Source organism: Kribbella sp. NBC_01510, assembly GCF_045040325.1.
Classification (GTDB): domain Bacteria; phylum Actinomycetota; class Actinomycetes; order Propionibacteriales; family Kribbellaceae; genus Kribbella.
Map to the genome: position 1 here is coordinate 978,447 of NZ_CP109418.1, position 26,782 is coordinate 1,005,228.

The 26,782-nt window shown below is 68.7% G+C and carries 25 protein-coding genes and 1 pseudogene; 14 read left to right on the forward strand and 12 right to left on the reverse strand.

Going from position 1 to position 26,782, the window contains the following annotated elements; all coding sequences use genetic code 11:
• Positions 1-601: 601 nt before the first annotated feature.
• A complete protein-coding gene (locus OG558_RS04785) occupies positions 602-2,173 on the reverse strand; it encodes an MFS transporter (RefSeq protein WP_405069134.1) in 1,572 nt (523 codons plus the stop codon).
• A 115-nt stretch (positions 2,174-2,288) separates the two neighbouring features.
• Here OG558_RS04785 and OG558_RS04790 point away from each other — a divergent pair, with 115 nt between their 5' ends.
• The gene (locus tag OG558_RS04790) at positions 2,289-3,017 is read left to right on the forward strand and encodes a TetR/AcrR family transcriptional regulator (RefSeq protein ID WP_405069135.1); all 729 of its coding nucleotides are present in this window, start codon (positions 2,289-2,291) and stop codon (positions 3,015-3,017) included.
• On the opposite strand, the gene OG558_RS04795 is transcribed toward OG558_RS04790, so the two are convergent.
• Positions 3,014-3,397, reverse strand: coding sequence for a cold-shock protein (locus OG558_RS04795; protein ID WP_329481924.1), 384 nt, complete (start codon positions 3,395-3,397; stop codon positions 3,014-3,016). The genes OG558_RS04790 and OG558_RS04795 overlap by 4 nt on opposite strands.
• Positions 3,398-3,540: 143 nt before the next feature.
• Positions 3,541-5,010 carry an ATP-dependent sacrificial sulfur transferase LarE gene (gene larE / locus OG558_RS04800; protein WP_405069136.1) on the reverse strand — a complete coding sequence of 490 codons (1,470 nt, stop codon included), beginning with the start codon at positions 5,008-5,010 and terminating at the stop codon, positions 3,541-3,543.
• A gap of 152 nt (positions 5,011-5,162) precedes the next feature.
• Here larE and OG558_RS04805 point away from each other — a divergent pair, with 152 nt between their 5' ends.
• Genes OG558_RS04805 through OG558_RS04815 form a run of 3 tightly spaced genes read left to right on the forward strand, consistent with a single transcriptional unit; the run spans position 5,163 to position 7,781 of the window.
• On the forward strand, positions 5,163-6,092 hold the full coding sequence (locus OG558_RS04805; RefSeq protein ID WP_405069137.1) for a TauD/TfdA dioxygenase family protein: 930 nt from the start codon (positions 5,163-5,165) through the stop codon (positions 6,090-6,092).
• Positions 6,093-6,147: 55 nt separating this feature from the next.
• Entirely contained in the window at positions 6,148-6,828 is a 681-nt protein-coding gene (locus tag OG558_RS04810; protein WP_405069138.1) for a TetR/AcrR family transcriptional regulator, read from the forward strand.
• Positions 6,825-7,781 (forward strand): R2-like ligand-binding oxidase, encoded by a 957-nt coding sequence (locus tag OG558_RS04815; protein ID WP_405069139.1) that lies wholly within the window; start codon positions 6,825-6,827, stop codon positions 7,779-7,781. The genes OG558_RS04810 and OG558_RS04815 overlap by 4 nt, the downstream gene beginning before the upstream one ends.
• Before the next feature lie 41 nt (positions 7,782-7,822).
• Here OG558_RS04815 and OG558_RS04820 read toward each other — a convergent pair whose 3' ends face one another.
• From OG558_RS04820 to OG558_RS04830, 3 genes and pseudogenes are all read right to left on the reverse strand, one after another.
• The gene (locus OG558_RS04820; protein ID WP_405069140.1) at positions 7,823-8,809 is read right to left on the reverse strand and encodes an MSMEG_0565 family glycosyltransferase; all 987 of its coding nucleotides are present in this window, start codon (positions 8,807-8,809) and stop codon (positions 7,823-7,825) included.
• A 58-nt stretch (positions 8,810-8,867) separates the two neighbouring features.
• Positions 8,868-9,290, reverse strand: a pseudogene (locus tag OG558_RS04825) (FAD-dependent oxidoreductase); the annotation flags it as partial.
• Between the two features lie 133 nt (positions 9,291-9,423).
• Positions 9,424-11,046, reverse strand: a complete 1,623-nt coding sequence (locus tag OG558_RS04830; RefSeq protein WP_405069141.1) for an AMP-binding protein — start codon at positions 11,044-11,046, stop codon at positions 9,424-9,426.
• A gap of 175 nt (positions 11,047-11,221) precedes the next feature.
• On the opposite strand from OG558_RS04830, the gene OG558_RS04835 reads away from it, so the two are divergent.
• Complete coding sequence (locus OG558_RS04835) at positions 11,222-12,685, forward strand: restriction endonuclease (protein ID WP_405069142.1); 1,464 nt, start codon at positions 11,222-11,224, stop codon at positions 12,683-12,685.
• Between the two features lie 264 nt (positions 12,686-12,949).
• On the opposite strand, the gene OG558_RS04840 is transcribed toward OG558_RS04835, so the two are convergent.
• Positions 12,950-13,282: a DUF6454 family protein gene (locus OG558_RS04840; protein ID WP_405069143.1), complete on the reverse strand. Its 333-nt coding sequence runs from the start codon at positions 13,280-13,282 to the stop codon at positions 12,950-12,952.
• On the opposite strand from OG558_RS04840, the gene OG558_RS04845 reads away from it, so the two are divergent.
• The 4 genes from OG558_RS04845 to OG558_RS04860 all read left to right on the forward strand — a co-directional run bounded on the left by OG558_RS04845 (position 13,242) and on the right by OG558_RS04860 (position 16,851).
• Positions 13,242-13,859 (forward strand): SIMPL domain-containing protein, encoded by a 618-nt coding sequence (locus OG558_RS04845; RefSeq protein ID WP_405069144.1) that lies wholly within the window; start codon positions 13,242-13,244, stop codon positions 13,857-13,859. The genes OG558_RS04840 and OG558_RS04845 overlap by 41 nt on opposite strands.
• A gap of 134 nt (positions 13,860-13,993) precedes the next feature.
• Entirely contained in the window at positions 13,994-14,752 is a 759-nt protein-coding gene (locus tag OG558_RS04850) for a hypothetical protein (protein ID WP_405069145.1), read from the forward strand.
• Between the two features lie 67 nt (positions 14,753-14,819).
• Positions 14,820-16,055 carry an Nramp family divalent metal transporter gene (locus OG558_RS04855; RefSeq protein WP_329484778.1) on the forward strand — a complete coding sequence of 412 codons (1,236 nt, stop codon included), beginning with the start codon at positions 14,820-14,822 and terminating at the stop codon, positions 16,053-16,055.
• A gap of 19 nt (positions 16,056-16,074) precedes the next feature.
• Positions 16,075-16,851, forward strand: a complete 777-nt coding sequence (locus tag OG558_RS04860; RefSeq protein ID WP_405069146.1) for a metallophosphoesterase — start codon at positions 16,075-16,077, stop codon at positions 16,849-16,851.
• 40 nt (positions 16,852-16,891) lie between these two features.
• Here OG558_RS04860 and dmpI read toward each other — a convergent pair whose 3' ends face one another.
• Positions 16,892-17,074 (reverse strand): 4-oxalocrotonate tautomerase DmpI, encoded by a 183-nt coding sequence (dmpI, locus tag OG558_RS04865; protein WP_328526316.1) that lies wholly within the window; start codon positions 17,072-17,074, stop codon positions 16,892-16,894.
• A gap of 88 nt (positions 17,075-17,162) precedes the next feature.
• Positions 17,163-18,035, reverse strand: coding sequence for a LysR family transcriptional regulator (locus OG558_RS04870; RefSeq protein ID WP_405069147.1), 873 nt, complete (start codon positions 18,033-18,035; stop codon positions 17,163-17,165).
• A gap of 90 nt (positions 18,036-18,125) precedes the next feature.
• Between OG558_RS04870 and OG558_RS04875 the strand changes: the two genes are divergently transcribed.
• Positions 18,126-18,503, forward strand: a complete 378-nt coding sequence (locus tag OG558_RS04875; protein ID WP_329481939.1) for a DUF427 domain-containing protein — start codon at positions 18,126-18,128, stop codon at positions 18,501-18,503.
• Here OG558_RS04875 and OG558_RS04880 read toward each other — a convergent pair.
• Positions 18,490-19,263, reverse strand: a complete 774-nt coding sequence (locus OG558_RS04880) for an alpha/beta fold hydrolase (protein ID WP_405069148.1) — start codon at positions 19,261-19,263, stop codon at positions 18,490-18,492. The two genes, OG558_RS04875 and OG558_RS04880, sit on opposite strands and share 14 nt — an antisense overlap.
• A 355-nt stretch (positions 19,264-19,618) precedes the next feature.
• On the opposite strand from OG558_RS04880, the gene OG558_RS04885 reads away from it, so the two are divergent.
• The 4 genes from OG558_RS04885 to OG558_RS04900 are packed head-to-tail and all read left to right on the forward strand — an operon-like array spanning position 19,619 to position 24,918.
• On the forward strand, positions 19,619-20,401 hold the full coding sequence (locus OG558_RS04885) for a GNAT family N-acetyltransferase (protein WP_405069149.1): 783 nt from the start codon (positions 19,619-19,621) through the stop codon (positions 20,399-20,401).
• A complete protein-coding gene (locus OG558_RS04890; RefSeq protein ID WP_405069150.1) occupies positions 20,398-20,949 on the forward strand; it encodes a kinase in 552 nt (183 codons plus the stop codon). Before OG558_RS04885 ends, OG558_RS04890 begins: the two co-directional genes overlap by 4 nt.
• A complete protein-coding gene (locus tag OG558_RS04895; RefSeq protein WP_405069151.1) occupies positions 20,946-23,231 on the forward strand; it encodes a helicase-associated domain-containing protein in 2,286 nt (761 codons plus the stop codon). The genes OG558_RS04890 and OG558_RS04895 overlap by 4 nt, the downstream gene beginning before the upstream one ends.
• A gap of 46 nt (positions 23,232-23,277) precedes the next feature.
• Positions 23,278-24,918 carry a DNA repair helicase XPB gene (locus tag OG558_RS04900; protein WP_329481946.1) on the forward strand — a complete coding sequence of 547 codons (1,641 nt, stop codon included), beginning with the start codon at positions 23,278-23,280 and terminating at the stop codon, positions 24,916-24,918.
• Positions 24,919-25,029: 111 nt separating this feature from the next.
• Here the strand turns inward: OG558_RS04900 and OG558_RS04905 are convergent, their stop codons facing one another.
• The gene (locus tag OG558_RS04905; protein ID WP_405069152.1) at positions 25,030-25,890 is read right to left on the reverse strand and encodes a DUF559 domain-containing protein; all 861 of its coding nucleotides are present in this window, start codon (positions 25,888-25,890) and stop codon (positions 25,030-25,032) included.
• Between the two features lie 156 nt (positions 25,891-26,046).
• Positions 26,047-26,757 carry an FCD domain-containing protein gene (locus OG558_RS04910; RefSeq protein WP_329481948.1) on the reverse strand — a complete coding sequence of 237 codons (711 nt, stop codon included), beginning with the start codon at positions 26,755-26,757 and terminating at the stop codon, positions 26,047-26,049.
• Between the last annotated feature and the right edge of the window lie 25 nt (positions 26,758-26,782).

The following is a 26,782-nucleotide window of genomic DNA, read 5'->3' on the forward strand; positions in this document are numbered from 1 at the left end:
GACAGGTTGTGGGGCGCTTGGACAGGCTGTGCCATGTCCGAGGACCCCACTTCTTGACCAAGCCCCCGACCAACGGCAGCGCCAAGCAGCCCGTCGGTACCTCCCGCACCCCCAGGCACGGGGCCGGGGACAAGTTCTGGGGTGCACGGACAGGTTGTGTCATGTCCGAGGACCCCACTTCTTGTCCAACGTCCCGACCGAAGGCAGCGCCGAGGAGCTTGTCGCGTCCTCCCGTACCCCGGCACCGGGACCGGGACCGGGGACAGGTTCTGGGGTGCACGGACAGGTTGTGCCATGTGCGAAGACCCCACTCCTTGTCCAAGGCCCCGACCGAAGGGCAGCGCCAAGCAGCCGTCGGTACCTCCCGCACCCCCAGGCACGGGGCCGGGGACAGGTTCTGGGGTGCATGGACAGGTGTGCCATGTCCGAGGACCCCACTTCTTGTCCAAGGCCCCGACCGAAGGTCAGCGCCGAGGAGCTTGTCGCGTCCTCCCGTACCCCGGGCACGGGGACCGGGGACAGGTTCTGGGGACCGCGGACAGGGTTGTAGGCCCGTCGGGCAGGTTGTGGCTTGTCCCGCGGGCCCAGTTGGTGTTGGGGGTTAGGCGGTTAGGTGGAGTTCGGGGGTGGAGGTGGGGTCGGGGGTGGGGATGGCGTCGTCGGTGGGGGTGGGATGTTGGGGGGTGGTGCCGCGGAGGGTGAGGGTGGCGGCCAGTGCGGTGGTGAGGAGGAGTAGGCAGCCGACGAGGGAGACGACGTTCATGCTGTGGGTGAAGGCGTGGCGGGCGGTGGTGAGGATGGTGTCGGCCACCTCGGCGGGGAGGTGGGCGGCCGCGGCGGTGGCGGCGGGGAGGCCTTCGCGGACCGGGGCCGCCACGTCGGACGGGAGGTCCGACGGGAGGTCGGCGCGGTAGGCCGCCGTACCGATGGAGCCGAGCATCGCGATGCCCAGCGCTCCGCCGAACTCGGAGCAGGTCTCCATCACCGCGGACGCCGAGCCGGCGCGTTCGGGGGCGACGGAGCCGACGACGGCCTCGGTGACCAGGGACATCACCATGACGAGCCCGGCCGCGAGCAGACCAGCGCCGGTCAGCGGCACCGCCAGCGACGAGTCCGCGTCCAGCTGAGTCAGTACGCCGTACCCGGTCGCAGCGAGGACGAAGGCACCACCGATCACGTACGCGCGGTCCATCTTGCCCGCGAGCACCGTGGCGAGCGGAGCAGCACCACCGACCAGGATGGACGGGGCAAGCGACCACAGCGCCGCCTTGAACGGGCTCAGACCGTGCACGAGCTGTAGGTACTGTGTCAGGAAGACCGCGTTGCCCACCAGCGCCAGCGTGCCGATCGTGTTGGCGGCGAGCGAACCGCTGAAGGCGCGGTTCCGGAACATCGACAGATCGAGCATCGGGTACGCCGCGGTCCGCTGCCGCTGCACGAACAGCACCCCGAACACCCCCCCGGCCACGATCGACACCACCGGCAACGCGGACGCACCATTGGCCGCGAGCTCCTTGATCCCCCAGATCACCGGCAGTACGGCGGCCAGCGACAGCACCGACCCGATCAGGTCGAAACGCCCGGCCCGAGGTGTCTTGAACTCCGGCAGCAGCATCGGCGCCAGCACCAGCAGCAACACCATCGCCGGGGTGTTGATCAGGAACACCGAGCCCCACCAGAAGTGCTCCAGCAGGAAGCCGCCGAGCACCGGGCCGAGCGTGATGCCGCCCATCATCACCGCGCTCCAGAACGCGATCGCCTTCGACCGCTGGGCCGGGTCGTGGAACATGTTCCGGATCAGTGCCAGAGTCGACGGCATCAGGGTCGCGCCGCCGATGCCGAGCACCGCGCGGGCCGCGATCAGCTGCTCCGGGCTCTGCGCGTACGCCGCCGCGACCGACGCCAGCCCGAAGGCGATCGCACCGAACAGCAGGAGCCGGCGCCGCCCGATCCGGTCGCCGAGCGAGCCCATCGTGATCAGCAGACCGGCCAGCACGAATCCGTAGATGTCGAAGATCCACAGCTGCTCGGTCGCCGAGACGCCCAGGTCCGCGCTGATGAACGGGACCGCGAAGTACAGCACCGAGACGTCCATCGAGACCAGCAGCAGCGGCAGCGCGAGCACGCCGAGCGCGATCCACTCCTTGCGTCCCGCCCGTTCTGTCGTACCCATGACACCCTCCGGGTTATCTGTCTACGACGCACACTGTGTGCGCCATACACAGACCATATCGAAGACTGTCTATGCTGTAAACAGATAGGGTGGCGGGACGGAGCAGAGGAGAGTCATGGACGAGGAACTGCCGCGGGTGCTGCAGCAGCTGTGGGGGATCGAGGGCCGCCAGCGGCCGGGGCCGAAGCCGGCGTTTCACATCAGCGACATCGCCCGCGCGGCGGTCAAGCTGGCCGACGCGGGCGGGCTGGCCGCGGTCTCGATGAGCAAGGTGGCGGCCGAGCTCGGCTTCACGACGATGTCGCTCTACCGGTACGTCGACGCCAAGGACGACCTGTACGTCGTGATGCTGGAGCACGCGTTCGGCACGCCCCCGGACCTGGACGCGCACACCGGCTGGCGGGACCGGATCACCGCCTGGGCCTTGGCGTTCCGCGACGGGTTGCGGCAGCATCCGTGGATCCTGCAGATCCCGGTCACCGAGCCGCCGCTGTCACCCAACCAGCTGACCTGGATGGAGTCGGCGTTGCAGGCGTTCGACGGTACGCCGCTGTCGCCGCCGGACCGGTTGTCGTCGATGCTGCTGGTGAACATCTATGTCCGGGGTACGGCGCAGCTCACCGCGAGCATGCACACCGAGCCGGACGCCGCCCGCGAGGCCGACCTGCGCTACACCCGGCGACTGGCGATGCTCGCCACCCCGGACCGCTTCCCCGGGATCGCGGCCACCCTCGAGCAGCCACCGTCCGAGGGGTACGCCGGCGACTTCGACACCGCGGAGTTCACCTTCGGCCTGGACACCGTCCTCGACGGCATCCAGGCCCTGATCGACCGCCGAGGCTAGACGTCGAGCTTGTCGGCGACGCCGCGGAGAACGGTCGCGACCTGACGGGCGGCCTTGCCGTCGGGGTGGCGGCCGCGGCGGTACTGCTCGCCGACGTTGTCGAGGAGCTTGATCAGGTCCTCGATGACGAGCTGCATCTCCTCCGGCTTCGGCCGCATCGCCTTCGCCACCGACGGCGGCGGGTCGATCAGCCGGACCTGGAGGGCCTGCTCGCCCTTGCGTCCCTCGACGACGCCGAACTCGACCTTCTGGCCCGGCTTCAGGCTGGTCACTCCCGTGGGCAGCGCCTCGGCGCGGACGTACACGTCCCCGCCTTCCTCCTTGCTGAGGAAGCCGAACCCCTTGTCGGAGTCATACCACTTCACCTTGCCAACGGGCACGGGAACCTCTTCAGTCGTCAATCGTCGGAACAAGACCGGACACACGGCCCGGTCGGAAACCCAGCGTACGTGAACCGGCGCCGCGGCGCCTCCGGGAAACTACCTGAACCGGCAGGCTTCCCGCATCTGTCCAAGCCCACACCTCAGCGGTACTTGTCCGGATCCTTCAATCGTTCGTTCATCGATCCGGACCGGAAGCCCCGCAGGTCGACCTGAGCGGCCGGGAACCCCTCGGCGACCACCGCGTCGACGAGCACCTGGTGATCGACCTCATCCAGCAACGCGGCGTCGATCTCGATACTCGCCGTCTCCCCGACATCACGGACCCGGACGTTCTCGACGCCGTACGACGAGAGCCGCGAGCGGACCGCCTGTTCGGCCCGGTCGACCCGGGCCAGCAGGTTCGGCGTGATCCGGATGCCGTACGCGATCCGGCTGGACAGGCACGCGGCGGCCGGCTTGTCCGAGGTCTCGAGTCCCCAACTGCGGGACGCCTCGCGGATCTGCGCCTTGGTCAGCCGCGCGTCCTTCAGCGGCGTGATCGCGCCCCGCTCGAACGCGGCCCGGATGCCCGGCCGGAACCCGGCGATCGCGTCGTCGGCGTTCGTCCCGGTCGCGATCGCGGTGATGCCGAACTCGTCCGCGATCGGCTGCAGCGTCTCGACCAGCTCGGCCTTGCAGAAGTAACACCGGGCGCCCGAGTTGGCCTGGTACCCCTCGCGCTCTATCTCGTGCGTGTGCGGGGTGAGATGACGTACGCCGATCCCGTCCGCGAACCGCGCTGCGGGCTCGAGCTCCGCCTCCGGCAGCGAAGGCGAGATCGCCGTCGCCGCGACCACGTTCGCCGGACCGATCGCCCGGGCCGCGGCCGCGAGCAGGAACGCCGAGTCGGCACCGCCGCTGAACGCGACCACCAGCTTGTCGTAGCTCGACAGCCGCCGCATCAACGCTTCGAGCCGCTGCTCCAGCACGTAGGCATCCAGCCACGCCGGGAACTCGGTGAGATCGTTCAGTATGACGTCCGCGCCGTACGCCCGGAGCTCGTCGGCGGTGAACGGCCCGGTCGCGACGGACACAGCCACCGCACCGGCCGCACGGGCTCCGTCGATGTCGGCGGTGTGATCGCCGACGTAGATGGTCGCGTTGTGCTCGCGGAGCGCCGTACCCTTCTCGGCTCCGTGCAGGTCACCGACCGGCTCGTCGACGTCCAGGTCGAGGTGCTCGAGGTGCAGCCGCACCGACGGGGTGTACTTCGCCGACACCACCACCGTCCGCCCGCGCAGCGCCCGGACCGCGGCCAGCGACTCGGCCACGCCCGGCAGCGGCAGGCTTCCAGTGATCGCGTACGACGGGTAGTGCTCCCGGTACCGGGTGACCATCTCGTCGACCTGCTCCGGCGGGAACCAGTTCGCCAGCTCCCAGGCCAGTGGCGGCCCGAGCCGGCTCACCACCAGCTCGGAGTCGATCGGTACGCCGGTCTCCGCAGCGAGCAGGTCCATGACGGCCTGGATCCCCGGCCGGGAGTCGATCAGAGTCATGTCCAGGTCGAAACCGACCACCAGTTCCGGCACATCGAACACGGCGGCGGTCGGCTGGATCTCGGCGGTTGACACGTCCCCAACCCTACGTGGTCCACCCGTTCCTCGAATCTCGCATCCCGAAACGAGAGCTATGTCTACTAATTAAGTAGGAAAATACACATTAACCAACAATCACCCTCGCCTCGCTCGGAGCGAGGGGAGTGAAGCCCTGAGGGAGCCCACCCATGACCACTCAGCTCGAAGCACCGGAGATCACCGTCACCAAGGCCGGTGGCGCGATCGGCGCCGTCATCGGCAACGTCACGCTCGGCGGGGACCTGAGCCCGCAGACCGTCGCCGCGATCCGGCAGGCCCTGCTCGACCACAAGGTCGTCTTCTTCCGCGAGCAGCACCACCTGGACGACGCCGGTCAGCTCGCGTTCGCCCAACTGCTCGGTACGCCGACACTCGCCCACCCGACCTCGAAGAGCATCGAAGGCGCTGCGAACGTGCTGCCGATCGACTCCGACTACGGCAAGGCGAACAGCTGGCACACCGACGTCACCTTCGTCGACCGGATCCCCGCGATCAGCATCCTCCGTGCCGTCACGTTGCCCACGTACGGCGGCGCGACCACGTGGGCCAACACGGTCGCGGCGTACGCGAAGCTGCCGGTCGCCCTCCAAGCGCTGGTCGACCGGCTGTGGGCGGTGCACAGCAACGTGTACGACTACGCCGGCGCAGCAGACGAGGTCCGGATCGGCGGTGTGGACGTGAAGGTCGAGAAGCATCGCGAGCAGTTCGTGTCGACGCTGTTCGAGACCGAGCACCCGGTCGTCCGCGTCCACCCAGAGACCGGCGAGCGCTCACTCGTGCTCGGCCATTTCGTCCGGCGCTTCGTCGGCTTCACCTCCGCCGAGACGACCGCGTTGTTCGAGCTGCTGCAGAACCGGATCACGAATCTCGACAACACGGTCCGCTGGCAATGGCAGCGGGGCGACCTGGCGATCTGGGACAACCGGGCCACCCAGCACTACGGCGTCGCCGACTACGACGACCAGCCGCGCCGCCTGCACCGGGTCACCCTGGCCGGCGACGTCCCGGTCAGCATCGACGGCGTCCGCAGTACGCCGCGGACCGGCGACGCGGCGCACTTCTCGTCACTTGACAACTGAGGACATACTGTCCGGACACTTGACATCCGGGAGGTTTTTGTAAACCCTCGTCGTCATGGACTCGTTCGCCGACCGGACCAAGCGCCGTCTCCGGGACGAACTGCTGGACGCCGCGTACGACGCGGTCGTCACCGGCGGGTACGACGGGCTCCGGATGGCCGACGTGGGCCGCCGGACCGGCGTGTCCCGGCAGACCGTCTACAACGAGTTCGGCGACAAATGGGGCGTGCTGGAAGCGGTGGCAGCACGTGAGACCGAGCGGTTCCTCCTGGACGTGAACGCCGCGCTCGCCGAGCAGTCCGATCCGATCGACGGCCTGCGGGCCGCGGTCGAGCGCGCGCTCACGCTGGCCGGCGAGAACCCGCTGATCCGGGCTGCGCTGAGCCAGCCGGGATCCGATCAGGCCAGTCAGCTGCTGACCACACGGGGGCAGCAGGTGCTGGAACTGGCTCACCTCCGGCTGGACGCGCATGTCAGGGAGCACTGGCCAGAGGTTCCGTCCGAGGACGCGACCAGCTGCGTGGACGTCGCCTTGCGCGTCGTCATGAGCCACATCGTCACGCCGGGCCCTCCCCCGGCGGCGGTGGCCGCGCAGCTGGCTCGCGTCCTCTCCCCGTTTCTTTTGGCCGGGCCTTCGGCGCCGGCAGGGTCATGGGGCCCTGATTCCCGGCCTTCCCTCGTCGCTCCAGTCGCTTCGCTCCCTCCGCTCCTCAGTCCAGGCCGGGGGGCCCCATGACCACCACGAATCCCCTTCACCGGCAGGGATTCAGCTCACTGCGGTCGGGTGGTTTCAACTGGGACGCGCTGCCGCTGCGGCTGTTCGACAAGGGCAACCGGAAGTTCTGGAACCCGCGGGACATCGACTTCGGTCAGGATGCGAAGGACTGGCAGGAGCTCGGCGACAACGACAAGGACAACGCGTTGCTGCTGTGCTCGCAGTTCATCGCCGGGGAGGAGGCAGTGACCGAGGACCTGCAGCCGTTCCTGCAGGCGATGGCGGCCGAGGGACGGTTCGGCGACGAGATGTACCTGACCCAGTTCTGCTTCGAGGAGGCCAAGCACACCGCGGTCTTCCGGCTCTGGCTGGACGCGGTCGGCGTCACCGAGGACCTGCACCACTATGTCGAGAACAACCCCGGCTACCGCGCGATCTTCTACGAGGCGCTGCCGGTCGCACTCAAGTCGCTGGCGGACGACCCGTCGCCGGCCAACCAGGTCCGGGCGAGTGTCACCTACAACCACGTAGTCGAAGGCACGCTGGCCCTGACCGGCTACCACGCGTGGAACCTGCTTTGTACGGCGCGCGGCGTACTGCCCGGCATGCAGGAACTGATCCGCCGGATCGGCGACGACGAACGCCGGCACATGGCCTGGGGCACGTTCACCTGCCGCCGGCACGTCGCCGCCGACGCGTCGAACTGGAAGGTCGTCACCGATACCATGGAGGAGTTGCTGCCGCATGCGCTCACCCAGATCCAGTGGGCTCTCGAAAACTCCGTGGAACTTCCCCCGGAGATCAACCCGACAGCCTTGATGACGTACGCCGGTGACCGCGCGACCCGGCGCCTCGGCGCGATCGAGTCGGCCGTCGGCGCGGATGTCGCCGGCATCGACCTCGACTACTCCCCGGAGAAACTCGAGGATGATTTCGGCGACGAAGACTCAGCCGCGCTGGCCGCGGTCCGCTAACCAACTGACCAGGGTGGTCCCGTGGCAGACCGAGGAGGGTTTTACCCCCGGATCGGGCAGAAACCCTCCACAGTCGGCGCCGAGGACGGGTGGCTGGCAGACTGGGCGCTCCGCTGGCTCGTGTTCAGAACTCGCGCATAGAACTCCAGATGAGCGGCCGCCGCGGCCGGCCAGGTGTAGGTCGCGGCGAGTGCACGGCCGCGAGCGGAGCGATCGGTTCGAGGTGCCGCACGCAGTTGGCGCGCGAGGTCCGCCGGACCGATCGCGTACGACGCGGCGTCGCGGAAGATCTCGCGGAAGACCGGTAGGTCGGAGACCACCAGCGGCACGCCGGCGGCCAGCGCCTCGAGCGGAGCGAGGCCGAAACCTTCTTTGATAGAAGGGAAGGCGAATACCTCGGCCCCCGCGACCAGTGCTGGGAGCTGCGCGTCGTCGACCGGGCCGAGCACGACCGGCGCGACGCCGAGCTCCGCGGCGCGCTCGTCCCACGCGGCGCGGTACGCGCGGTAGTCGAAGAGCGTCTCGCCACCGGCGATCACCAACCGCACGTCCGGGTCGCCGAGAAGGGCGTACGCCTCGAGCAGATCGAGCGAGCCTTTGCGGGGCTCGATCCCGCCGACGGTGAGAACGTAGCGCCCGAGCCGGCGACGCCACTTCTCCCGATCCGCCGTGGCGACAGGCTGCGGACCGGCTGCCGCCGCGAAGCGGGCGGCGTCCACGCCGTTCGGGATGACTGTTGCCTTGAGCCCCCATCCGGCCAGTAGCTCGTCGGCGACGGCGGTGGAGACGCAGACATGTGCGTACGGCTCGACGATCGCCGCGTCGACGTCGTCGAACTCGTCGATTCCCTTGCTGTAGTAGCCCATCCGGTCCAGCCACGCGACCACGTCGAGCCCCCGGTAGAACCGCGCGACGCGCGGGGCACTGCCGGTGGCCAGATGCACCGTACGCCCGGCCAGGTGCAGGTCCTCGGCGATCTGGCAGCCGGACTGACCGGTGCCGACGACGAGGATCTCGCCGGGTGGCAACAGGTCCGGGATTCTTGTACTCCGACGAATGCAGCTGAGGTACGGCGAGCCGCTCAGCGATCCGTGGAATGCGCGGGAGCTGGTACGGACCGGTCGCAACCACCACCTGGTCGGCGGTCAGCGTCCCCGCGGTCGTGGCGATCCGGAACCCGTGGTCGAGCCGCGTCGCCCGCACACCTTCCACGATCGGGACGTCGTACGACGCTTTGTAGGCTTCCAGGTAGTCGACGATCTCGTCTCGGATCATGAAGCCGTCCGGGTCCGGGCCGTCGTACGGGAATCCCGGCAGCCTGCACTGCCAGTTCGGCGTCACCGGACAGAACGAGTCCCACCGCCGGTTGCGCCACTCACTGCCGACCCGATCCGCCTCCAGGACAAGGTGATCCAGGCCCTGCGCGGTGAGGTGCCAACTCGTCGCGAGCCCGGCCTGGCCGCCACCGACCACGACGACGGGGACGTGCGCACCGTCGGTGAGTTGCATGCCGGCTCCCGGGGATTCGGTCCGTTCTGGATGACATCCAGTGAAGGACCGCCCGATTGCCGCGCAATTGCCCCCGGAACAAACTCAGGTTTCCAAACCGCCCCCGCGGGTTTCGCGTGTGGTAACCAGGAAGTCAGCCGAGCTCGAGGATTTCGACGGACTTCTCGCGCATCTCGATCTTGCGGATCTTGCCGGTGACGGTCATCGGGAAGTCGTCGACCAGGAGGACGTACTTGGGGATCTTGAAGTGGGCCAGTTTGCCGTCGGCGAAGGCTTTGACGGCTTCCGCGTCGAGGGGGTCGGCGCCCGGCTTGAGCTTGATCCAGGCGCAGAGTTCCTCGCCGTACTTCTCGTCGGGGACACCAACGACCTGGACGTCGGCGATGGACGGGTGGGTGTACAGGAACTCCTCGATCTCTCGTGGATAGACGTTCTCGCCGCCGCGGATGACCATGTCCTTGATCCGGCCGACGATGTTCACGTACCCGTCCGCGCGCATCGTCGCCAGGTCGCCGGTGTGCATCCAGCGGGCCCGGTCGATCGCCTCCGCCGTCTTCTCCGGCTCGTCCCAGTAGCCGAGCATCACGGAGTACCCGCGGGTGCACAGCTCGCCCGGCTCACCGGTCGGTACGACGAGACCCGTTGCCGGATCGACCAGTTTGACCTCGACGTGCGGCATCACCCGGCCGACGGTCGACGTACGCCGGTCCAGATCGTCGTCACGCCGGGTCTGCGTCGACACCGGCGACGTCTCGGTCATGCCGTAGCAGATCGCCACCTCGGCCATGTGCATGTCCGCGACGCACCGCTTCATCACCTCGATCGGGCACGGCGATCCCGCCATCACGCCGGTCCGCAAACTCGTGACGTCGTAGTCCGAGAAGTCCGTCAGCCCGAGTTCGGCGATGAACATCGTCGGTACGCCGTACAACGCCGTACACCGCTCGTCCTGGACGGCCTTGAGCGTCGCGGCCGGATCGAACGCCTCGCTGGGAATCACCATGCAGGCGCCGTGGGTGGTGCAGCCGAGGTTCCCCATCACCATGCCGAAGCAGTGGTAGAAGGGCACCGGGATGCAGAGCCGGTCGTCGGCAGTGAACGCGATCGTCTCGGTGACGAAGAAGCCGTTGTTCAGGATGTTGTGGTGGCTGAGCGTCGCGCCCTTCGGGAAGCCCGTGGTGCCGCTGGTGTACTGGATGTTGATCGGGTCGTCGAAGGACAGCTCCGCCTCGCGCTGGTGGAGCTCGTCCAGGCTGATGCGGCCGGCGGCGTCCCTGAGCTCGTCCCAGTCGCCGGTGCCGAGGTAGACCGTCTCCTCGAGCGCCTGGCAGGTCGGCCGCACCTCGTCGACCATCGCGCGATAGTCGCTGCTCTTGAACTCGGTCGCCGAGATCAGCAGCCGGACACCGGACTGGTTCAGCGCGTACGTCAGTTCGTGCGTCCGGTACGCCGGGTTGATGTTCACCAGGATCGCGCCGATCAGCGCGGTCGCGTACTGCGTGATCGTCCACTCGGCGCGGTTCGGGGCCCAGATGCCGACCCGGTCACCCTTCGCTATCCCCCGCGCCAGCAAGCCTCGTGCGACCAGCTCCACCTCGGCGCCGAACTCGTCGTACGACCAGCGCCTTCCGGTCTGGACCTCCACCAGCGCGTCGCGGTCGCCGTACTCCCGGATCGTCCGTCTCAGGTTGGCCCCGATCGTCTCGCCCAGCAACGGAACCTCGGACACCCCGGACGCGTACGAAGGCAGGCTCATGGTTGTCATCGTCACCTTCGTCAGATGCATCGGCAAGTGCACGTGCGCGGGGACTGCGGGCGGCGGCCGGCAGGAAACAGGGGGTAGACGGCAAGCAATGTCGGGACCAACTCTCCGTCACGACGATCGCGCAGAGTGGTTGGACCGTTACATTGGTGTAGAGAGGTGTGAGGCGATGGGCCGATCCATTGAAGGACGTGCCCGCAGCGACCGTCCGCCCGGGCGAACGGCCGAGGCGGCACAACGTACCGCTGCGGTGGAGGAGCGCGTCCGGGTCCTGGGCGACATCCTGGCCGGCGCCCTCGCGATCGATGTCCACGGCACCGATCTGCGGACCCTCAGACGCACACCCCGGCGGGCCCCGCCGACCGTGTCGCCGGCCGATCTCGAGGCGCGTCCCGGACCCGTCTGGGATGCGTTCGTGCCCCATCCGCCGGGACGGTTCCGCTGGTGGGGCGCCGAGCGGAGGTTCGCGCGTCGACTCGCCGACGCGGAGGACCGGTTCGCGGAGGCGATCGAGCGGCACCGGGCCGCCGAGGACACCCGTCGCGAGCGGGTCGCCCGCGCGCTGCGGGACCAGATCGAGCAGCAACGCCGGCTCGACGAGGCGACCGCGGAGCAGCACGCGCGGATCGACGCGTACGAACGCGCGGTCGAGAACCGCGATCGCGCCGCGGTCACGCGGTACTTCCAGAAGGCGCTGGACCGGGTGACGGAGCCACTCGACTTCCCGCGCCGCCGGCGGGTCGGATACGTGCCCGAGTCGATGTTGCTGGCGCTCGAGTGCGATCTTCCGGACGTCAGCGTCGTACCGGCTGAGGCGTCGTACCGCTATGACCGTTCAGTTGATGCGGTGCTCGCGGTGCCGCGGGAGGCTCACGAGTTGCGGCGGTTGTATCAGCAACTGGTGGCCCAGCTGGCCTTGCGGGCTTTGCATCTGGTCTTCGGCAGCGATCGGTACGGCGTGGTGGACACGGTGGTGTTCAACGGGATGGTCGAGTCCGTGGACCTGACGACCGGGCAGACGGTGCGACCGTGCCTGATCACGCTGCGGGCGACGCGGGAGCAGTTCCAGGCGCTGGTGCTGGATCAGTTGGATCCGGTCGCGTGTGTGCGGCACTACTTCGCGGCGGAGGTGTCGCGGCATCCGGAGGAACTGCAGCCGGTGGAGCCGGTGCTGGAGTTCGACCTGGCGGATCCGCGCACGATCGAGGCGATCGATGTGATCAGCGAGATCGACAGCCGGCCGAACCTGCTGGAGCTGAGTCCCGAGTCCTTCGAGCACCTCGTCCAGAACCTGCTGACCCGGATGGGCCTGGAAACGCGACTGTTCCGCAGCGGCAACGACGGCGGGATCGACTGTGTCGCTTACGATCCACGACCCATCACCGGTGGCAAGTTCGTCGTCCAGGCCAAGCTCTGGACGCGCACCGTCCCCCCATCCGCCGTCCGCGACCTCTTCGGCACCGTCCTCGACGCCGGCGCCACCAAGGGCATCCTCATCACCACCAGCGGCTTCGGCCCCACCAGCTACCAGTTCGCCACCGGCAAACCCCTCCAGTTGATCGACGGCACAGCCCTCTTGTCCTTGTGCCACACCCACAACATCCCCGCCCGAATAATCCACCGCGCTAGCTGACTATGCTCTGAAAACTGGGCATATGGCCGAAATAGTGCGCAAAGTGAGCTCCCAGGGTCTGCGTCAGTCCAGACCGGCCGAACGCCGCCGGTTGGGACATCTTGTGGCGGCCTGGGACAGGTAGTGACATGTCCCAGGCCGCGGTTTCTTGTCCGAAGTCCCGCCTGGAGCCACATCACGGACCGGACGTCATCGGCTCGAGCCGGGTTCGCGCCGGGCGCGGGGCGAACGCTGCGCGATCTCCAGTTGTTCGGTACGGCAGGCTCAACCGAGCGGTGCCTCGTAGATCTGGAGTTCGGTGCCCTGGGGGTCTTCGCCGTCGTCGGGGGCGGTGAAGAGGCGGAGTTTGGTGGGGGTGGTTTCGAGGGCTACGGGGTTGCGGGTGGCGGAGTGGTTGGTGGTTGGGGAGAAGGCGGGGAAGGGGATCTCGTGAAGGATGCGGTTGGACTTGAGGTCCAGGAGGGCTAGGCCGCCCGGGTCGTAGGTGGTGTTGTGAGGGGCGGGGAGGGTGGTGACGCCGCCTCCGATGGTCGAGGGAAGTGTCAGACTGGCCGCTATGGAGACTGGGGTGCGGGTTGTCGGGTCAGGACAGGTCAATGCGGCGCCGGACGTACTGCGGGTGTCGTTCAGCGTCGAGCACGTCGCACCGGACGTCGCGGCCGCGGTCGCGCGGGTCGGCGAACGCACGGACGCGGTCATCGCCGCGCTGCGCGAGCAGGGCGTCGACCCATCGGCGATCGGGACCACGACGGTGAACATCTACCAGGAGTACCGCGAGCCGGACACTTCGCCGGGTTACCGCGGGTCGCACATGCTGACCGTGACGACGAAGGACCTGACCAGCTTCGGCCGGCTGCTCAATGCGGCCGTGGATGCCGGAGGCAACAGCCTGGGGCTGCAGGCGCTCGAGTTCGACATCGAGGACAAGACCGAGCTGCTGACCCGCGCCCGCGAGCTCGCGTTCCGTCAGGCGCGGACGAAAGCCGAGGAACTCGCCGGCCTGGCCGGCTACTCGCTCGGATCGGTCAGCCTGATCTCCGAGGCACACGGCTTCACCCCCATCCGGGAAACCGCGATGCTCGCGGCCGGCAAGGCCTTCGACTCGGCCGTCAACGTCATCCCCGGCGGCCAGGACGTCCAGGTCACGCTCGAGGTCCACTTCTCCTGGGCATGAGTTCCGGTCTACCGGTCGTTGCCCGAAAGTTACTCGCCGCCGACGCGATCGGCCGGTACCCTCCTGCCTAGGTGCGCCGGGAAGTCTGGTCGGCAGATCGTGGCACTGCGCCTGATTCCTGGGGAGGACCTGTTATGCGAACCTTCGTTTCTGCTGCCATCACCGCCGGTCTCGCGTTGAGCCTGGTCGCCTGCGACGGCTCCAAGGGTGACACCGCCGCGGCTCCGAGCACCACCCAGTCGTCGACTCCGACGCCGACTCCGGTCCCGACCACGAGCGCCACGCCGAGTGTCGCGCCCACGACACCGGCCGCTCCGGCGCCGCGGACGAAGGCGTCGTTGACCAAGGCCCTGCTGGCGCTCGAGGATCTGCAGCCCGGGTTCGCGATCGATCCCGACGCCGAGGGCGACGACGGCACGAAACTGACCTCGACGAACGCGAAGTGCGCCAAGCTGGTCAAGCTGTTCAACGCCGACACCTCGCCCGGAGCGAAGGTCGTCGTGACCCGAGGGTTCTCCGGTGGTCAGGACGGTCCGTTCGTGCAGGAGACGCTCGAAGCGATGCCGTCGGCCAAGGCGACCACCGCCCACCTCGCCACGATCAAGGCGGCGGTGAAGTCCTGCACAAAGGCCAAGCTGACGATCTCCGGCGCCGGGACCTCGACGGTCGCGATCACCGAGGTCGCCGCGCCCAAGGCCGGCGCCGCTCCGGTGGCGGTCCGGTTCGCGGCGGACGGCGGGCCACTGGACGGTCTCGAGGTGACGTTCGCGTTCGCCGGTCTCGACGACGTCCTGCTGAGCATGAACTTCGACTTCGCGGACATCGAACTCCCCGCACTCGCGGCGTCGAAGAAGGCGAAGACGGTGCTGGGCACGACCACCGGCGGTGCCTGAGCTGTAACGCCTGTCTCAATCGCAGAACAGGGGTTGCGTTGTCGGTCGCGTCATGGAGACTGCTTTCATGTACGCACCGGCGCCGCTGCGGCGGCAACTCAACCGGTCCGGGCTCTTGCTGCTCGGGCCGGCGTTCGTCGCCGCCGTGGCGTATGTGGACCCGGGAAACTTCGCGACCAACATCGCGGCGGGGGCGACGTACGGCTATCTGCTCTGCTGGGTGGTCGTCGGGGCGAACCTGATGGCCGTCCTGGTGCAGTATCTGGCCGCCAAGGCGAGTATCGCGACCGGGCGAACGCTTCCCCAGCTGTGCCGTGACCACTTCAAGCGGTCCACGTCGACCGGGTTGTGGGCGCAGGCCGAGCTGGTGGCGGTCGCGACCGACCTGGCCGAGGTCGTCGGTGGAGCGATCGCGCTGAACCTGCTGTTCGGGATCCCGCTGCTGCTCGGCGGGGTGATCACCGGTGCCGTGTCGTTCGCGTTGCTGATCTATCAGTCGAAGCGCGGGCAGCGACCGTTCGAGGCCGCGATCATCGGGTTACTCGCGGTCGTCCTGGTCGGCTTCGTGGTATCGACGGTGAAGTCGGATCCGTCCGCAAGCGGTGTGGTCGGCGGCCTGGTGCCGCGACTCGACGGGACCGAGTCGCTGGTGCTGGCGGCCGGCATGCTCGGCGCGACCGTGATGCCGCACGCGATCTGGCTGCACGGCGCCCTCGTCACCGACCGGCACTGGAAGAGCATTCGCTCGGACAGCGGCAAATCCCGCGTACTCCGCGCCACCCGCATCGACGTGGCCGTCGCGATGGCCCTGGCCGGCGCGGTCAACCTGGCGATGGTCGTGGTCGCCGCGGCGTCACTGAGCGGCACCGGCGCCGACTCGCTCGACGCCGCCCACGCCGCGATCGGCGACCGGCTCGGTCAGCTTCCGGCGCTGTTGTTCGCGCTCGCCCTGCTGGCCAGCGGATTCGCGTCCTCCTCTGTCGGGACGTACGCCGGTTCCGTCATCCTGGAGGGATTCTGGCACCGGCACATCCCGCTGGCCGTTCGCCGCCTGGTGACCTTAGTGCCGGCCCTGGTGGTTCTTGCGATCGGCATCGACCCGAGCCGGGCGCTGGTGGTCTCCCAGGTGGTGCTGAGCTTCGGCATCCCCTGCGTACTGTGGCCGCTGGTCCGATTGACCGCGTCCCGGCGCGTCATGGGCAGCCTTGTCAACCGCCGGGCGACTACTCTCGCCGCATGCCTGGTAGCCACCGCCGTCACGGCGCTCAACGTCGTACTGATCGTTTTGACCGTGCGGGGATGACATGACCCGGGTGTACGCCGTGAGCGACGTCCACGGCCACCCGGAGAAACTCAAGGCCTCACTCCACGAGGCCGGGCTGACCGATGCCGAGGGCAACTGGTCTGGCCAGGACGCCCGGCTGTGGTTCCTCGGCGACTTCTTCGACCGCGGCCCGGACGGGATCGGCGTACTGCGCTATGTCCGCGAGCTGATCGACCAGGCGCCGGACGACGCGATCCGGATGCTGCTCGGCAACCACGAGATCCTCGCGCTCGGGATGTGGAAGTTCGGCGACACCTTCGTCCCGCACGACGGCCTCAGCGCGCGCAGCTTCGAGCGATCCTGGGCGCTGAACGGCGGCCAGGACCGCGACCAGGAGCTGCTCACCGGCGACGAGGTCGCCTGGCTGCTCGACCGGCCGATGCTCGGGCTGGATGCGGGGCACCTGCTGATGCACTCCGACACCGCGGAGTACGTCGAATGGGGCGACACCATCGATCGGATCAACGCGGCGGCCCAGGCCGAGCTGCACTCCGAAAACATCGAGGTGTGGTGGGAGATCTGGCGCCGGATGACGGCGCGGTACGCGTTCCGCGGCCCGAGCGGTCCGGAGGTGGCGCGCATCATGTTGCACCACCTCGGCGGCGACCGGATCGTGCACGGCCACAGCATCGTCGCCGACCAGCTCGGCATCGACCCGGAGTTCCTGACCGGCCCGCACCTGTACGCCGACGGCCTGGCCCTCGGCATCGACGGCGGCGCCTTCGACGGCGGCCCCTGCCTGGTCGTCGAGCTCGAAGACCCCGCCGCGGACTGACGCGATTCCCCCGTCGCAGCGGGGGTGCCTCTTCGACTGACTACTTGTCGGCGGTGAGGGTGCCGCCGACGGCCCAGCTCTCCGGCGGGGTCTCCTGGATCCAGACCTGCACGCTCTGAGCCGGTACGCCGAGGCTGTCGACGAACGCGTCGGTGATCCGCTGGACCAGCTCGCGCTTGAGCTCCGGGGTCCGCGGGCCTTGCAGAACGGTGACGACGGGCATCGGATGTTCCTTTCTCTCCGTGGGGCTGTTGAGCCCATTCCAGTCGCCGCCGCGCCCGCGAACGAGACGCAGCTTCGATGCGCAGCCATCACTCGAATCGATCGGACGCCTTCCGGCACGCCTCCAGCAGTACGGCGAGTTCGCCGCCGACCGTGGTCCCGGCCGGGACGGCGAGGCTCGTGGTCAGGGCGAGACGTGGCAGCGGCCGGCGGAAGACCACGCGCCCCTCGCGAAGGAGCTGCGCGTGCGACTCGTAGATCACCGTCCAGCTGGGCGTCCCCGCGCCGATGGCGGCGTGCGTGTCCTGCAGGCTGTTCGACTGCGGCCCGAGCACGGGCTCGAACCCTTCGGCCGCACAGGCGGTCATCACCAGGTCGACGAGCGGCGGGTTGTTCCGGCGCGAGGTGATCCGCAGCGGCAACGCACTCAGCTCCTTCAACGCGATGTCGCCGACCGGCGCGACGGAGGCCGGCAGGGCGATCAGCAGGTCGTCCTCCCAGACCGGGACGAACTCCAGACCGGCTGTCTCGTTCGATCCTCGGACGAACGCGGCGTCGAGTTGGCCGCCCCTGACCCGATCGAGCCGGGCGCGGGTCGACGTACTGACGAGCTCGACCTGCACACCCTTCGCGGCGAGCTCGGCGACCACTGTCTCCAGCCGCTCGCCCAGTCCGGTGCTGGTGCCGAGGCGCACCGCGTGGCCTGACCGGCCGGTGGCGGCCGCGCGCGCCTGGTCGACCGAGACGAGTACCGCGCGAGCGGCCGGCAGGAAGCGCTGGCCGGCCTCGGTCAGCCGGATCGCGCGGGCTGAGCGGTCGAACAGCTGCACACCCAGCTCCCGCTCCAGCCGCGCGATCTGCTGACTCACGCCCGGCTGTCCCATCCCGAGCTGCTCCGCGGCCCGTCCGAAGTTGAGTACCTCGGCGACCGTCACGAAGTACTGGATCTGCCGCAGTTCCATCCCACGATGATCGCGGATAGGCGGGAATGCCGCCGGGCCGCCGCCGGTTGGTGAAAGGTTGAACGACACCTCGACAGAGAGCTGACGGCAATGGCGGACAAGACCGTGAAGATTCCTGGCCCGGACCACCCGATCACGGTCGGGAAGAATCCGGACCGCGTGGTGGTGAAGGTCGGCGACCAGGTGATCGCGGACACCCGGGACGCACTGTCGCTGCAGGAGGCGAGCTACGCCGCCGTGCAGTACATCCCGCGCAAGGACGTCGATCTCACGCTGCTCGAGCGCACCGACCACGAGAGCTACTGCCCGTACAAGGGCGACGCGTCGTACTACAGCGTCCTCCCCGCCGGGGCGGACGGGGTGAACGCGGTGTGGACCTACGAGCAGCCGTACGACGCGGTCGCGGATATCCGCGAGCACGTCGCGTTCTACCCCAACAAGGTCTCGATCGAGATCATCGCCGACTGAGAAAGTCGGTCAGTACCGGGGCGAGGAGCTCCGGTGGTACGACATGATCCTGGTCGGCGAGTTCGGCGTACCGGGCCGTGGGCAGCATCGCCACGATCCGGTGCGCCGCATCGACCATGAACGGCGGTGACGCGGTCCCGGCGACCACCAGCGTCGCCTGCGTGATCTTGGCGAGCAGTTCAACCGGGGTCCGCCCGCCGGGTGCGCCGTGGTCCATGACGGCGAAGTCGTAGGCCAGCGTCGGGGCGAGGTCGGCCACACCGGGAGCCGCCGCGGTCTCGAGCGCCGCCTGCTTCGGCATGCCCGCCATCATCAGGAACAACTCGACCGCCTCTTGCCGGCGGTCCTCGCGCAGCAACTCGAGCACCTGCGCGCCGTCCTCCTTCGAGTCGACGTCGTCCGGTCCGTACGGCGGCTCGTGCAGCACCACCTTCGTGAACGGCAGACCGGTGCTCGCCGCGATCGCCACCAGCCCGGCGCCGGAGGAGTGTCCATAGATCGCCGCGCTACTACCGACGGCCGTGAGCAGCGCCGCGATGTCATCCACCTCGCGTTCCACGGCGTACGCCGTACTGTCGCCGGAGTCACCGCGCCCGCGCCTGTCGTAGGTCACCACATCGAAGTCGCGGGACAGTTCGGTCGCCAGGGGCTTCAGTGCGTTGCGGTCACAGAGCGCTCCTCCGACCAGGATCACCTGAGGTCCAGTACCGAGCCGCTCGTAAGCGATCGTCGTACCGTCCGTCGACGTCACTTTCTCCATTGCGTCCTCCAGGTCTTGGTTGAACACTCTGGACGTCGGAGCCGGTTCACGAACTTCGACATGTTCCTGCTGGGTTCTCCCCTCGTGAGCCAACCGAGAAGCAGACACTCCAGGGGATATCCGGCGCTTCGGTCGGTTCCGTGGGTGTTGCCCGTGCCGTCGACCGGGTCGCCAGGCCATCACAACGAGGCGAGTACGAAGACCTTCCGCGGGCGGTCGCGGCATGTCGCTGATTGTGATGGCCTGCAAGTCCGCCACACCCCGCCCCGCCGCGGTGGCGGCTCTGGCGCGGAAACGACACGAGAGCCGGATATTCCCTGGCGTGGACCCCGCTGGGGTGGTTCACTGCGTCGCGATGATCAGCAGAGTCGACGACTACCTTCATGCGGTCCCGCTGTCCGGCTCGGTGGCCGAGCAGGTCGGGCCGTTCACACTGTTCCGCAGTACGACGATCTGGCCGTACTACGCGCGGCCGGTGCCGGGCTCGGGAACCACCATCGAGCCGGCCGATGTCGAGCTGGTCCAGGCCCGCTGTGCGGAGCTGGGCATCCCGCTGAGCTTCGAGTGGGTCGTCGAGACCTGCCCGTCGCTGGGTCCGGCGGCGGCCGCGGCCGGGCTGACCGTGGTCGAGCACCCGCTGCTGGTGCTCGAGCGCGACGACTTCCGCCCGGTGACGGTGGATGCACGCTGCGAGATCCTGCCCGCCGAGGACGCCGTACTGCGGCAGGCCCGGGCGGTCGCGGGACTCGCCTTCAGCGACCCCGGTACGTCGGTGGGCGCGGCCGGACCGGTGGAGCGCGACGCCCACGCGGCCGAGGTGGCGGACGACATGATCGCGGGCCTGCGGGACCGGGCGCTCAGGGGCGTGACGGTGAACGCGGGTGCGTTCACCGACGAAGGCATGGTCGCCAGTGGGGCGCACCAGCCGGTCGGGCCCACCACCGAGATCGTCGGCGTCGGGACTCTGCCGTCCATGCGCCGCCGCGGCCTGGCCGCGGCCCTCACCTCCGTGCTGGTCGAGCACGCCTTCGCGAACGGGGTCGATCTCGTCCTGCTGTCGGCGGAGTCCGACGCGGTCGCCGCCGTCTACGAACGCGTCGGCTTCCGCCGGATCGGCAGCGCCAGCGCAGCCGAGTGACAGGCAGTCCGTCCTCCCGTCTCGTCGTACTGCGCGGCAACTCAGGCTCCGGCAAGTCCACCACCGCACGAGTCCTGCGCGAGCGCCTCGGCCGCGGCACTGCATGGGTCGAGCAGGACCAGATCCGCCGCGTCCTGCTGTGGGAGAAGGACCTCCCGGGCGCGGTCAACATCGGCCTGATCGACGCGAACGTCCGCTACGCCCTCGACCACGGGTACGACGTGATCCTCGAGGGCATCATGGACGCCGGCCGGTACGGCGACATGCTGCGCAAGCTGACCGTGGACCATCAGGGGCTGACCCGGCACTACTACTTCGACCTGCCCTTCGAGGAGACCGTCCTACGGCATGTGACCCGGCCGCTGGCGCACACGGTGAGCGTTGACCTGATGCGGAGCTGGTACCAGGCCCACGACGTGCTGGACGGCGTCGGCGAGGTGGTGATCGGGGTGGAGAGCACCTTGGAGGAGACGATCGCTCGGATCCTGAGTGATCTGGGGGAACGGTTAGTGGTGTTTGGGGATGGGGCCGTACCGTTGGAGGGATGAGCACATCCGAGCGGAACCGCCCACGTACCCTCGCCGAGGCGCTGCGTGGGTGGGACGACGCCGCGCTCGGCCAACTGCTCCAGAAGCGCCCCGATCTGGCGATGCCGATCCCCGCGGATACCGGTCAGCTGGCAGCCCGGGCGACCACCAACGCGTCCGCGGCGCGGGCGATCAACCGGCTGGACGAGTTCGGGGTGGATCTGCTCGAGTCTTTGTCGGCCCTGCCTGAGCCGGTGCAGCTGGCCGCGCTGGCGACCGGTGTGGATCAGCCTGTCGAGGTAGTCCGGCCGCGGGTGGCCGAACTGCTGGATCTGGCGCTCGTGTGGGGCACCGAGGACGACCTGCGGCCGATCCGCGCGGTCCACGAGCTGCTCGGGCCGACACCGGCTGGGCTCGGTCCTGTCACGACCAGGCATTTCGGCGATCTGGACAAGTTGATCGAAGAGGCCGGCCCGGACGCGCGTGCGGTGCTCGACAAGCTGACGTGGGGTCCGCCGACCGGTTCGGTGGAGAAGGCCGAGCGTCCGGTGACGATCGCCTCGGCGCGTACGCCGGTCGAGCGGTTGCTCGCGCGTGGTCTCGTCGTACCCAAGGACGCGAACACTGTGGTGCTGCCGCGGCAGATCGGTCTGCACCTGCGGGGCGGGCGGGTGCTGGCGTCGACGCGGCCGACACCGCCGCCGTTGGACGGGAAGAAGGTGTCTGCGGCGATCGCCGACCGGGCCGCGGCTGGGGCAGCGCTTGACCTGGTGCGGCTCGTTGATCGTGCGCTGGAGCAGCTTGGGTCCGAGCCGCCGCCAGTGCTGCGTACGGGTGGAATTGGCGTGCGTGACCTCCGCAGTCTGGCCGGCAAGATCGGCGCGGAGGAGCAGACGACCGCAGCCGTGCTGGAGATCGCGTACGCCGGTGGGCTGCTAGCGGCCGTGGAAGTCGGCACCACTGAGATGTGGCTGCCTACCAGCGTGTACGACGACTGGCTGGAGCTTGACCTGGCGCATCGGTGGGCTCAGCTGGTGTTTGCGTGGTTCGGTGGGCTCAGGGCGATCGGACTGATCGGCAGACGCGACAGTGGTGGTGCTACGGCCGCTGCACGTGAGCGGCTGATCAACGCGCTCGCCCCGGATCTGGAGCGGTTGCTAGCGCCGGAGGTCCGGGTGCTGACGTTGCAGGCGTTGGCCGAGGCTGGTCCGGGTACGGCGCCGTCCACAGAGTCTGTGGTGACTTGGGTCGCGTGGCATCGGCCGCGGCGTGGCGGGCAGTTTCGCGACGATCTGGTCGAGTGGAGCGTCACTGAGGCCGCACTGCTCGGGCTGACTGGTCTGGGCGCGTTGGCGGAGCACGCGCGACCCCTGCTGCAGCCGGAGCCGACGGTGGACGATCTGGCCGAGGCGATCAACCCGCTGGTGCCGGAGCCGGTGTCCGAGGTGCTGTTGCAGGCTGACCTGACTGCTGTTGCGCCCGGTCCCCTGGTGCGGGTTGTGCAGGAAGAGCTGTCTGCGATGGCCGATGTCGAGTCGCACGGTGGCGCGGCGGTCTATCGCTTCAGTGAGGGCTCAGTACGGCGTGCCTTCGACCTCGGCCGGACCGCTGATCAGTTGCACAAGTGGTTGGCCGAGCACTCTCGGACTCCGGTCCCGCAGCCGCTGACTTACCTGATCGATGACGTTGCACGGCGGCACGGCGTACTCCGGATCGGTACGGCGTCGACATACCTGCGCTGTGATGACGAGACTGTGCTGACCCAGCTGGTGAACTCGAACCTGCCGGGTATTCGTTTCCGCCGGCTGGCGCCGACTGTGGTCGTGTCGCCGTCGCCGCCGGACATGGTGCTGAGCCGGTTGCGTGAGGCGGGTCTCGCGCCGCTGGCGGAGACGTTCGACGGCGTGGTCCATGTGACCGGTGGGACGGCGCGGCGTGGTGAGGCGCCACGGCGTCGTACCAGCCGGGACTTCGTGGACAACCCGGTCGACCTCACCGACGACCAGGTGAAGGCCGTGATCGAGAAGGTCCGCGCCGGCGACCGCATCGCCGCCGAGCGCCCCGCCGACGACGGCCTGCTCGACCCCACCGCCCCCGCCGAGACCATCGCGGTCCTGACCAACGCCGCCGAGTCCCACACCCGCACCTGGATCTCGTACGTCGACCACAACGGCACCGCCTCCGAACGCATCGTCGAGCCGGTCCGAGTAGCCGACGGCTGGCTCACCGCCTACGAAGACGCCACCGACCAGCCTCGCACCTACGCCCTCCACCGCATCTCCACTGCCCGGCCTGTCCTTTGACCGCCTGAGGCACAATGGAAGGTCGGGGCGACGATAGGGAGCGGTAGTGACAGACGGTCCACTGATTGTGCAGTCGGACAAGACGCTTTTGCTGGAGACTGCGCATGCGGAGGCGAACGAGTGCCGGAAGGCTATTGCGCCGTTTGCTGAGTTGGAGCGGGCGCCGGAGCATGTGCACACCTATCGGTTGACGCCGCTGGGGTTGTGGAACGCTCGGGCGGCGGGGCATGACGCCGAGCAGGTGATTGATGTCCTGCTGCGTTACAGCCGCTACCCGGTGCCGCACTCGCTGCTCGTCGACATCGCGGAGACGCTGGACCGGTACGGGCGACTGCGGCTCGAGAAGCACCCGCAGCACGGTCTGGTTCTGGTGACGACCGACCGGCCGGTGCTCGAGGAGGTGCTGCGGAGCGCCAAGGTGAAGCCGATGCTCGGGGCGCGGATCGACGACGACACCGTGCTGGTGCACCCGTCGGAGCGTGGTCACCTCAAGCAGACGCTGCTGAAGCTCGGCTGGCCCGCGGAGGACCTCGCCGGGTACGTGGACGGCGAGACGCACGCGATCGAGCTCGTCCGGGACGGCTGGGACATGCGCCCGTACCAGCAGCAGGCGGTGGACTCGTTCTGGCACGGCGGCTCCGGAGTCGTCGTACTGCCCTGTGGGGCCGGCAAGACGATCGTCGGCGCGGCCGCGATGGCGCAGGCGTCCGCGACCACGCTGATCCTGGTGACGAACACGGTGTCCGCGCGGCAGTGGAAGGACGAGCTGCTCAAGCGCACCAGCCTGACCGAGGAAGAGATCGGCGAGTACTCCGGTGCCCGCAAGGAGATCCGGCCGGTGACGATCGCGACGTACCAGGTGATGACCACGCGCCGGAAGGGCGTCTACTCCCACCTGGAGCTGTTCGACGCGCGGGACTGGGGCCTGATCGTGTACGACGAGGTGCACCTGCTGCCGGCGCCGATCTTCCGGATGACCGCGGACCTGCAGACCCGGCGCCGGATCGGCCTGACCGCGACGCTGGTCCGGGAGGACGGCCGCGAGGGTGACGTGTTCTCGCTGATCGGCCCGAAGCGGTACGACGCGCCGTGGAAGGACATCGAGGCCCAGGGCTGGATCGCTCCGGCCGACTGTATCGAGGTGCGGGTGGACCTGGAGCAGAGCGAGCGGTTCGTGTACGCGACCGCGGAGCCCGAGGACCGCTACCGGCTGGCCGCGTCGACCCCGGCGAAGTCCCGGCTGGTACAGCAGATCGCCGAGCACCACGCGGACGAGCCGCTGCTGGTGATCGGTCAGTACATCGACCAGCTGGACGAGCTCGGCGAACGGCTGGAGTGCCCGGTGATCAAGGGCGAGACCACGGTGAAGGAGCGGCAGCGGCTGTTCCAGGCGTTCCGCACCGGCGAGATCAAGCGGCTGGTGGTGTCGAAGGTCGCCAACTTCTCCATCGACCTGCCGGAGGCGTCGGTGGCCATCCAGGTCTCTGGCACCTTTGGCTCCCGCCAGGAAGAAGCGCAGCGCCTGGGCCGGGTCCTTCGCCCCAAGGGCGACGGCCGCACCGCACGGTTCTACTCGATCGTCGCCCGCGACACCGTCGACGCCGAGTTCGCCGCCCACCGCCAGCGCTTCCTGGCCGAGCAGGGCTACGCCTACACGATCGTGGATGCAGAGAACCTCTTCGCCTGACCCGATGTGCAATCTCGACAGGAGGTGTCGGGCTCAGCAGGTGATCGCCACGCTCAGCGACTGCGCTACCAGCCGACGCTCCAGGAACACCTCCTATCGAGGTGCACTTTGTCAGCCGGCGAGACGCGACGCCAACGCGGCACGGACGGTCGCCACGACCCAGGCCGGGTCACCGATCACCTGCTCGTAAGTGAATCGGAGTACCAGCCACCCAGCAGCAACCAGGTCGTCATAGCGCTGACAGTCGGCGGCGAAGTCCCGGCGGGATCCGTGGAATTCGAATCCGTCCGCCTCGAGCGCCAACCGGGCTTGCCGGTGCCCCAGATCAACACGAGCCCGAAACCAACCGTGGGTCACTAAGACCTGTGGTTCGAAGCCATCGATGCCCGCGCTGATGAGAAGGGCCCGGAGGATGGACTCGAGGAAGCTGCCGGAGCGGCGAGTCGCGGCTGCAGCTGTTCTGCGAGCGTTCGGGCAGCCGGGACCACGCATCGCGGCACTGGCGGCCAGGAGTTCGTCCTGGCTGAGCCGGCCGGTGGCGAGGGCTGCGTCCGCAACGGCCAGAGCCTCGGCGAACGGCAGGATGCGGGAGCAATCGACGACGGTCCGAAGCAGTGAGGTGGTCCGGTCCCGGCGCTCGCCGGAGGTGGTGTCGGCCCAATGCAGAACAGCGGGTGGTCCCGGACGCGGGCGGCGCTTGGGCGGGATCGTGATGTGCGGCTTCTCCGGTGTCAGCAGTAGCGGAAGCCCCAGCGCCTCTGCAGCACTCACATGCGAAAGGACTCCGTCGTACGCGAGTACGGCCACCTTGCCGGCCGGGAGGCCCGGCAGCGCGTAGATGCCGAGCGCGACCCGCTGCACCTCACCTCGCTCGACCGCAGCCACGACGGCGTGGCGGGAAGTCGCGCGGATCAGCTCGGAGCGGGTCGCCCACCCACCATGGCGCGCGAGGACCTCGCCGACCGATTCCATCCAAGGATGGTGCCCGAAGTCGGTCGACTCGTGAGTTGGTTTATCCACAAGGGTCGGCTCGACAGGACGTGTCCGGGTCCGAGGGTGCACTGCACGCTCAGCTCACCGGCCGTTGCCACTTCAGTGGACGTATACGTCCTGTCGAGCTGCACGCGCCTATTCGCCTAGGCGGGTGTGGATGCCGTTGAAGTGTTTCTTCATGGAGCGGGCGAAGGCCTCGGGATCTCCTGTCCGCAGGGTGTTCAGGAGATCCCGGTGCCACGCGGCCGCGTCGGCGGGGGTGTAGCGGGCGCCGGGGAGGCGGGCGTCGACCTGCGAGAAGGTTCGCCAGAAGACGCTGAGCAGATCGATGACGAGGGCGTTGCCGAGCGGCTCGTAGAGCGCCTGGTGGAAGGCCCAGTCCTCGTCGGGGAAGTACTTCCCGTCGGCTGCCTTGGCTTCCATGCGTTCGACGATCGGCTCCAGGGTGTCGTCCCCGTGCCGGCTGAAGAACTCCACCACGTCCTCGGCCATGCCGACCTCGATGGCCTGGCGGACCTCGAGGACGTTCTGCACGTCGCGGAGGTCGCCGGCCATCGACTGCGACATCCGGAACGCGAGCCCGTCCTCCAGCGACTGCAGTGACACCTCGCCGACGTACGTCCCGTACCCGTGCCGGATCTCGATGATCCCGACCGCCTGCAGCGCCTTCATCGCCTCGCGCAACGGGTGCCGTCCGACGCCGAGCTGAGCCATCAGCTCCTGCTCGTTGGGCAGCGGATCACCCGCCTTCAGCCCGCGCTCAAGGATGTACGACTTCATCTGGTCGCGAATGAAGGACTGATTTCCCGCCGCACCACGCGCCCGGCCGAGCCCACCCGTTGTCACCCGGTCCTCCTTGAGACTAGGACCG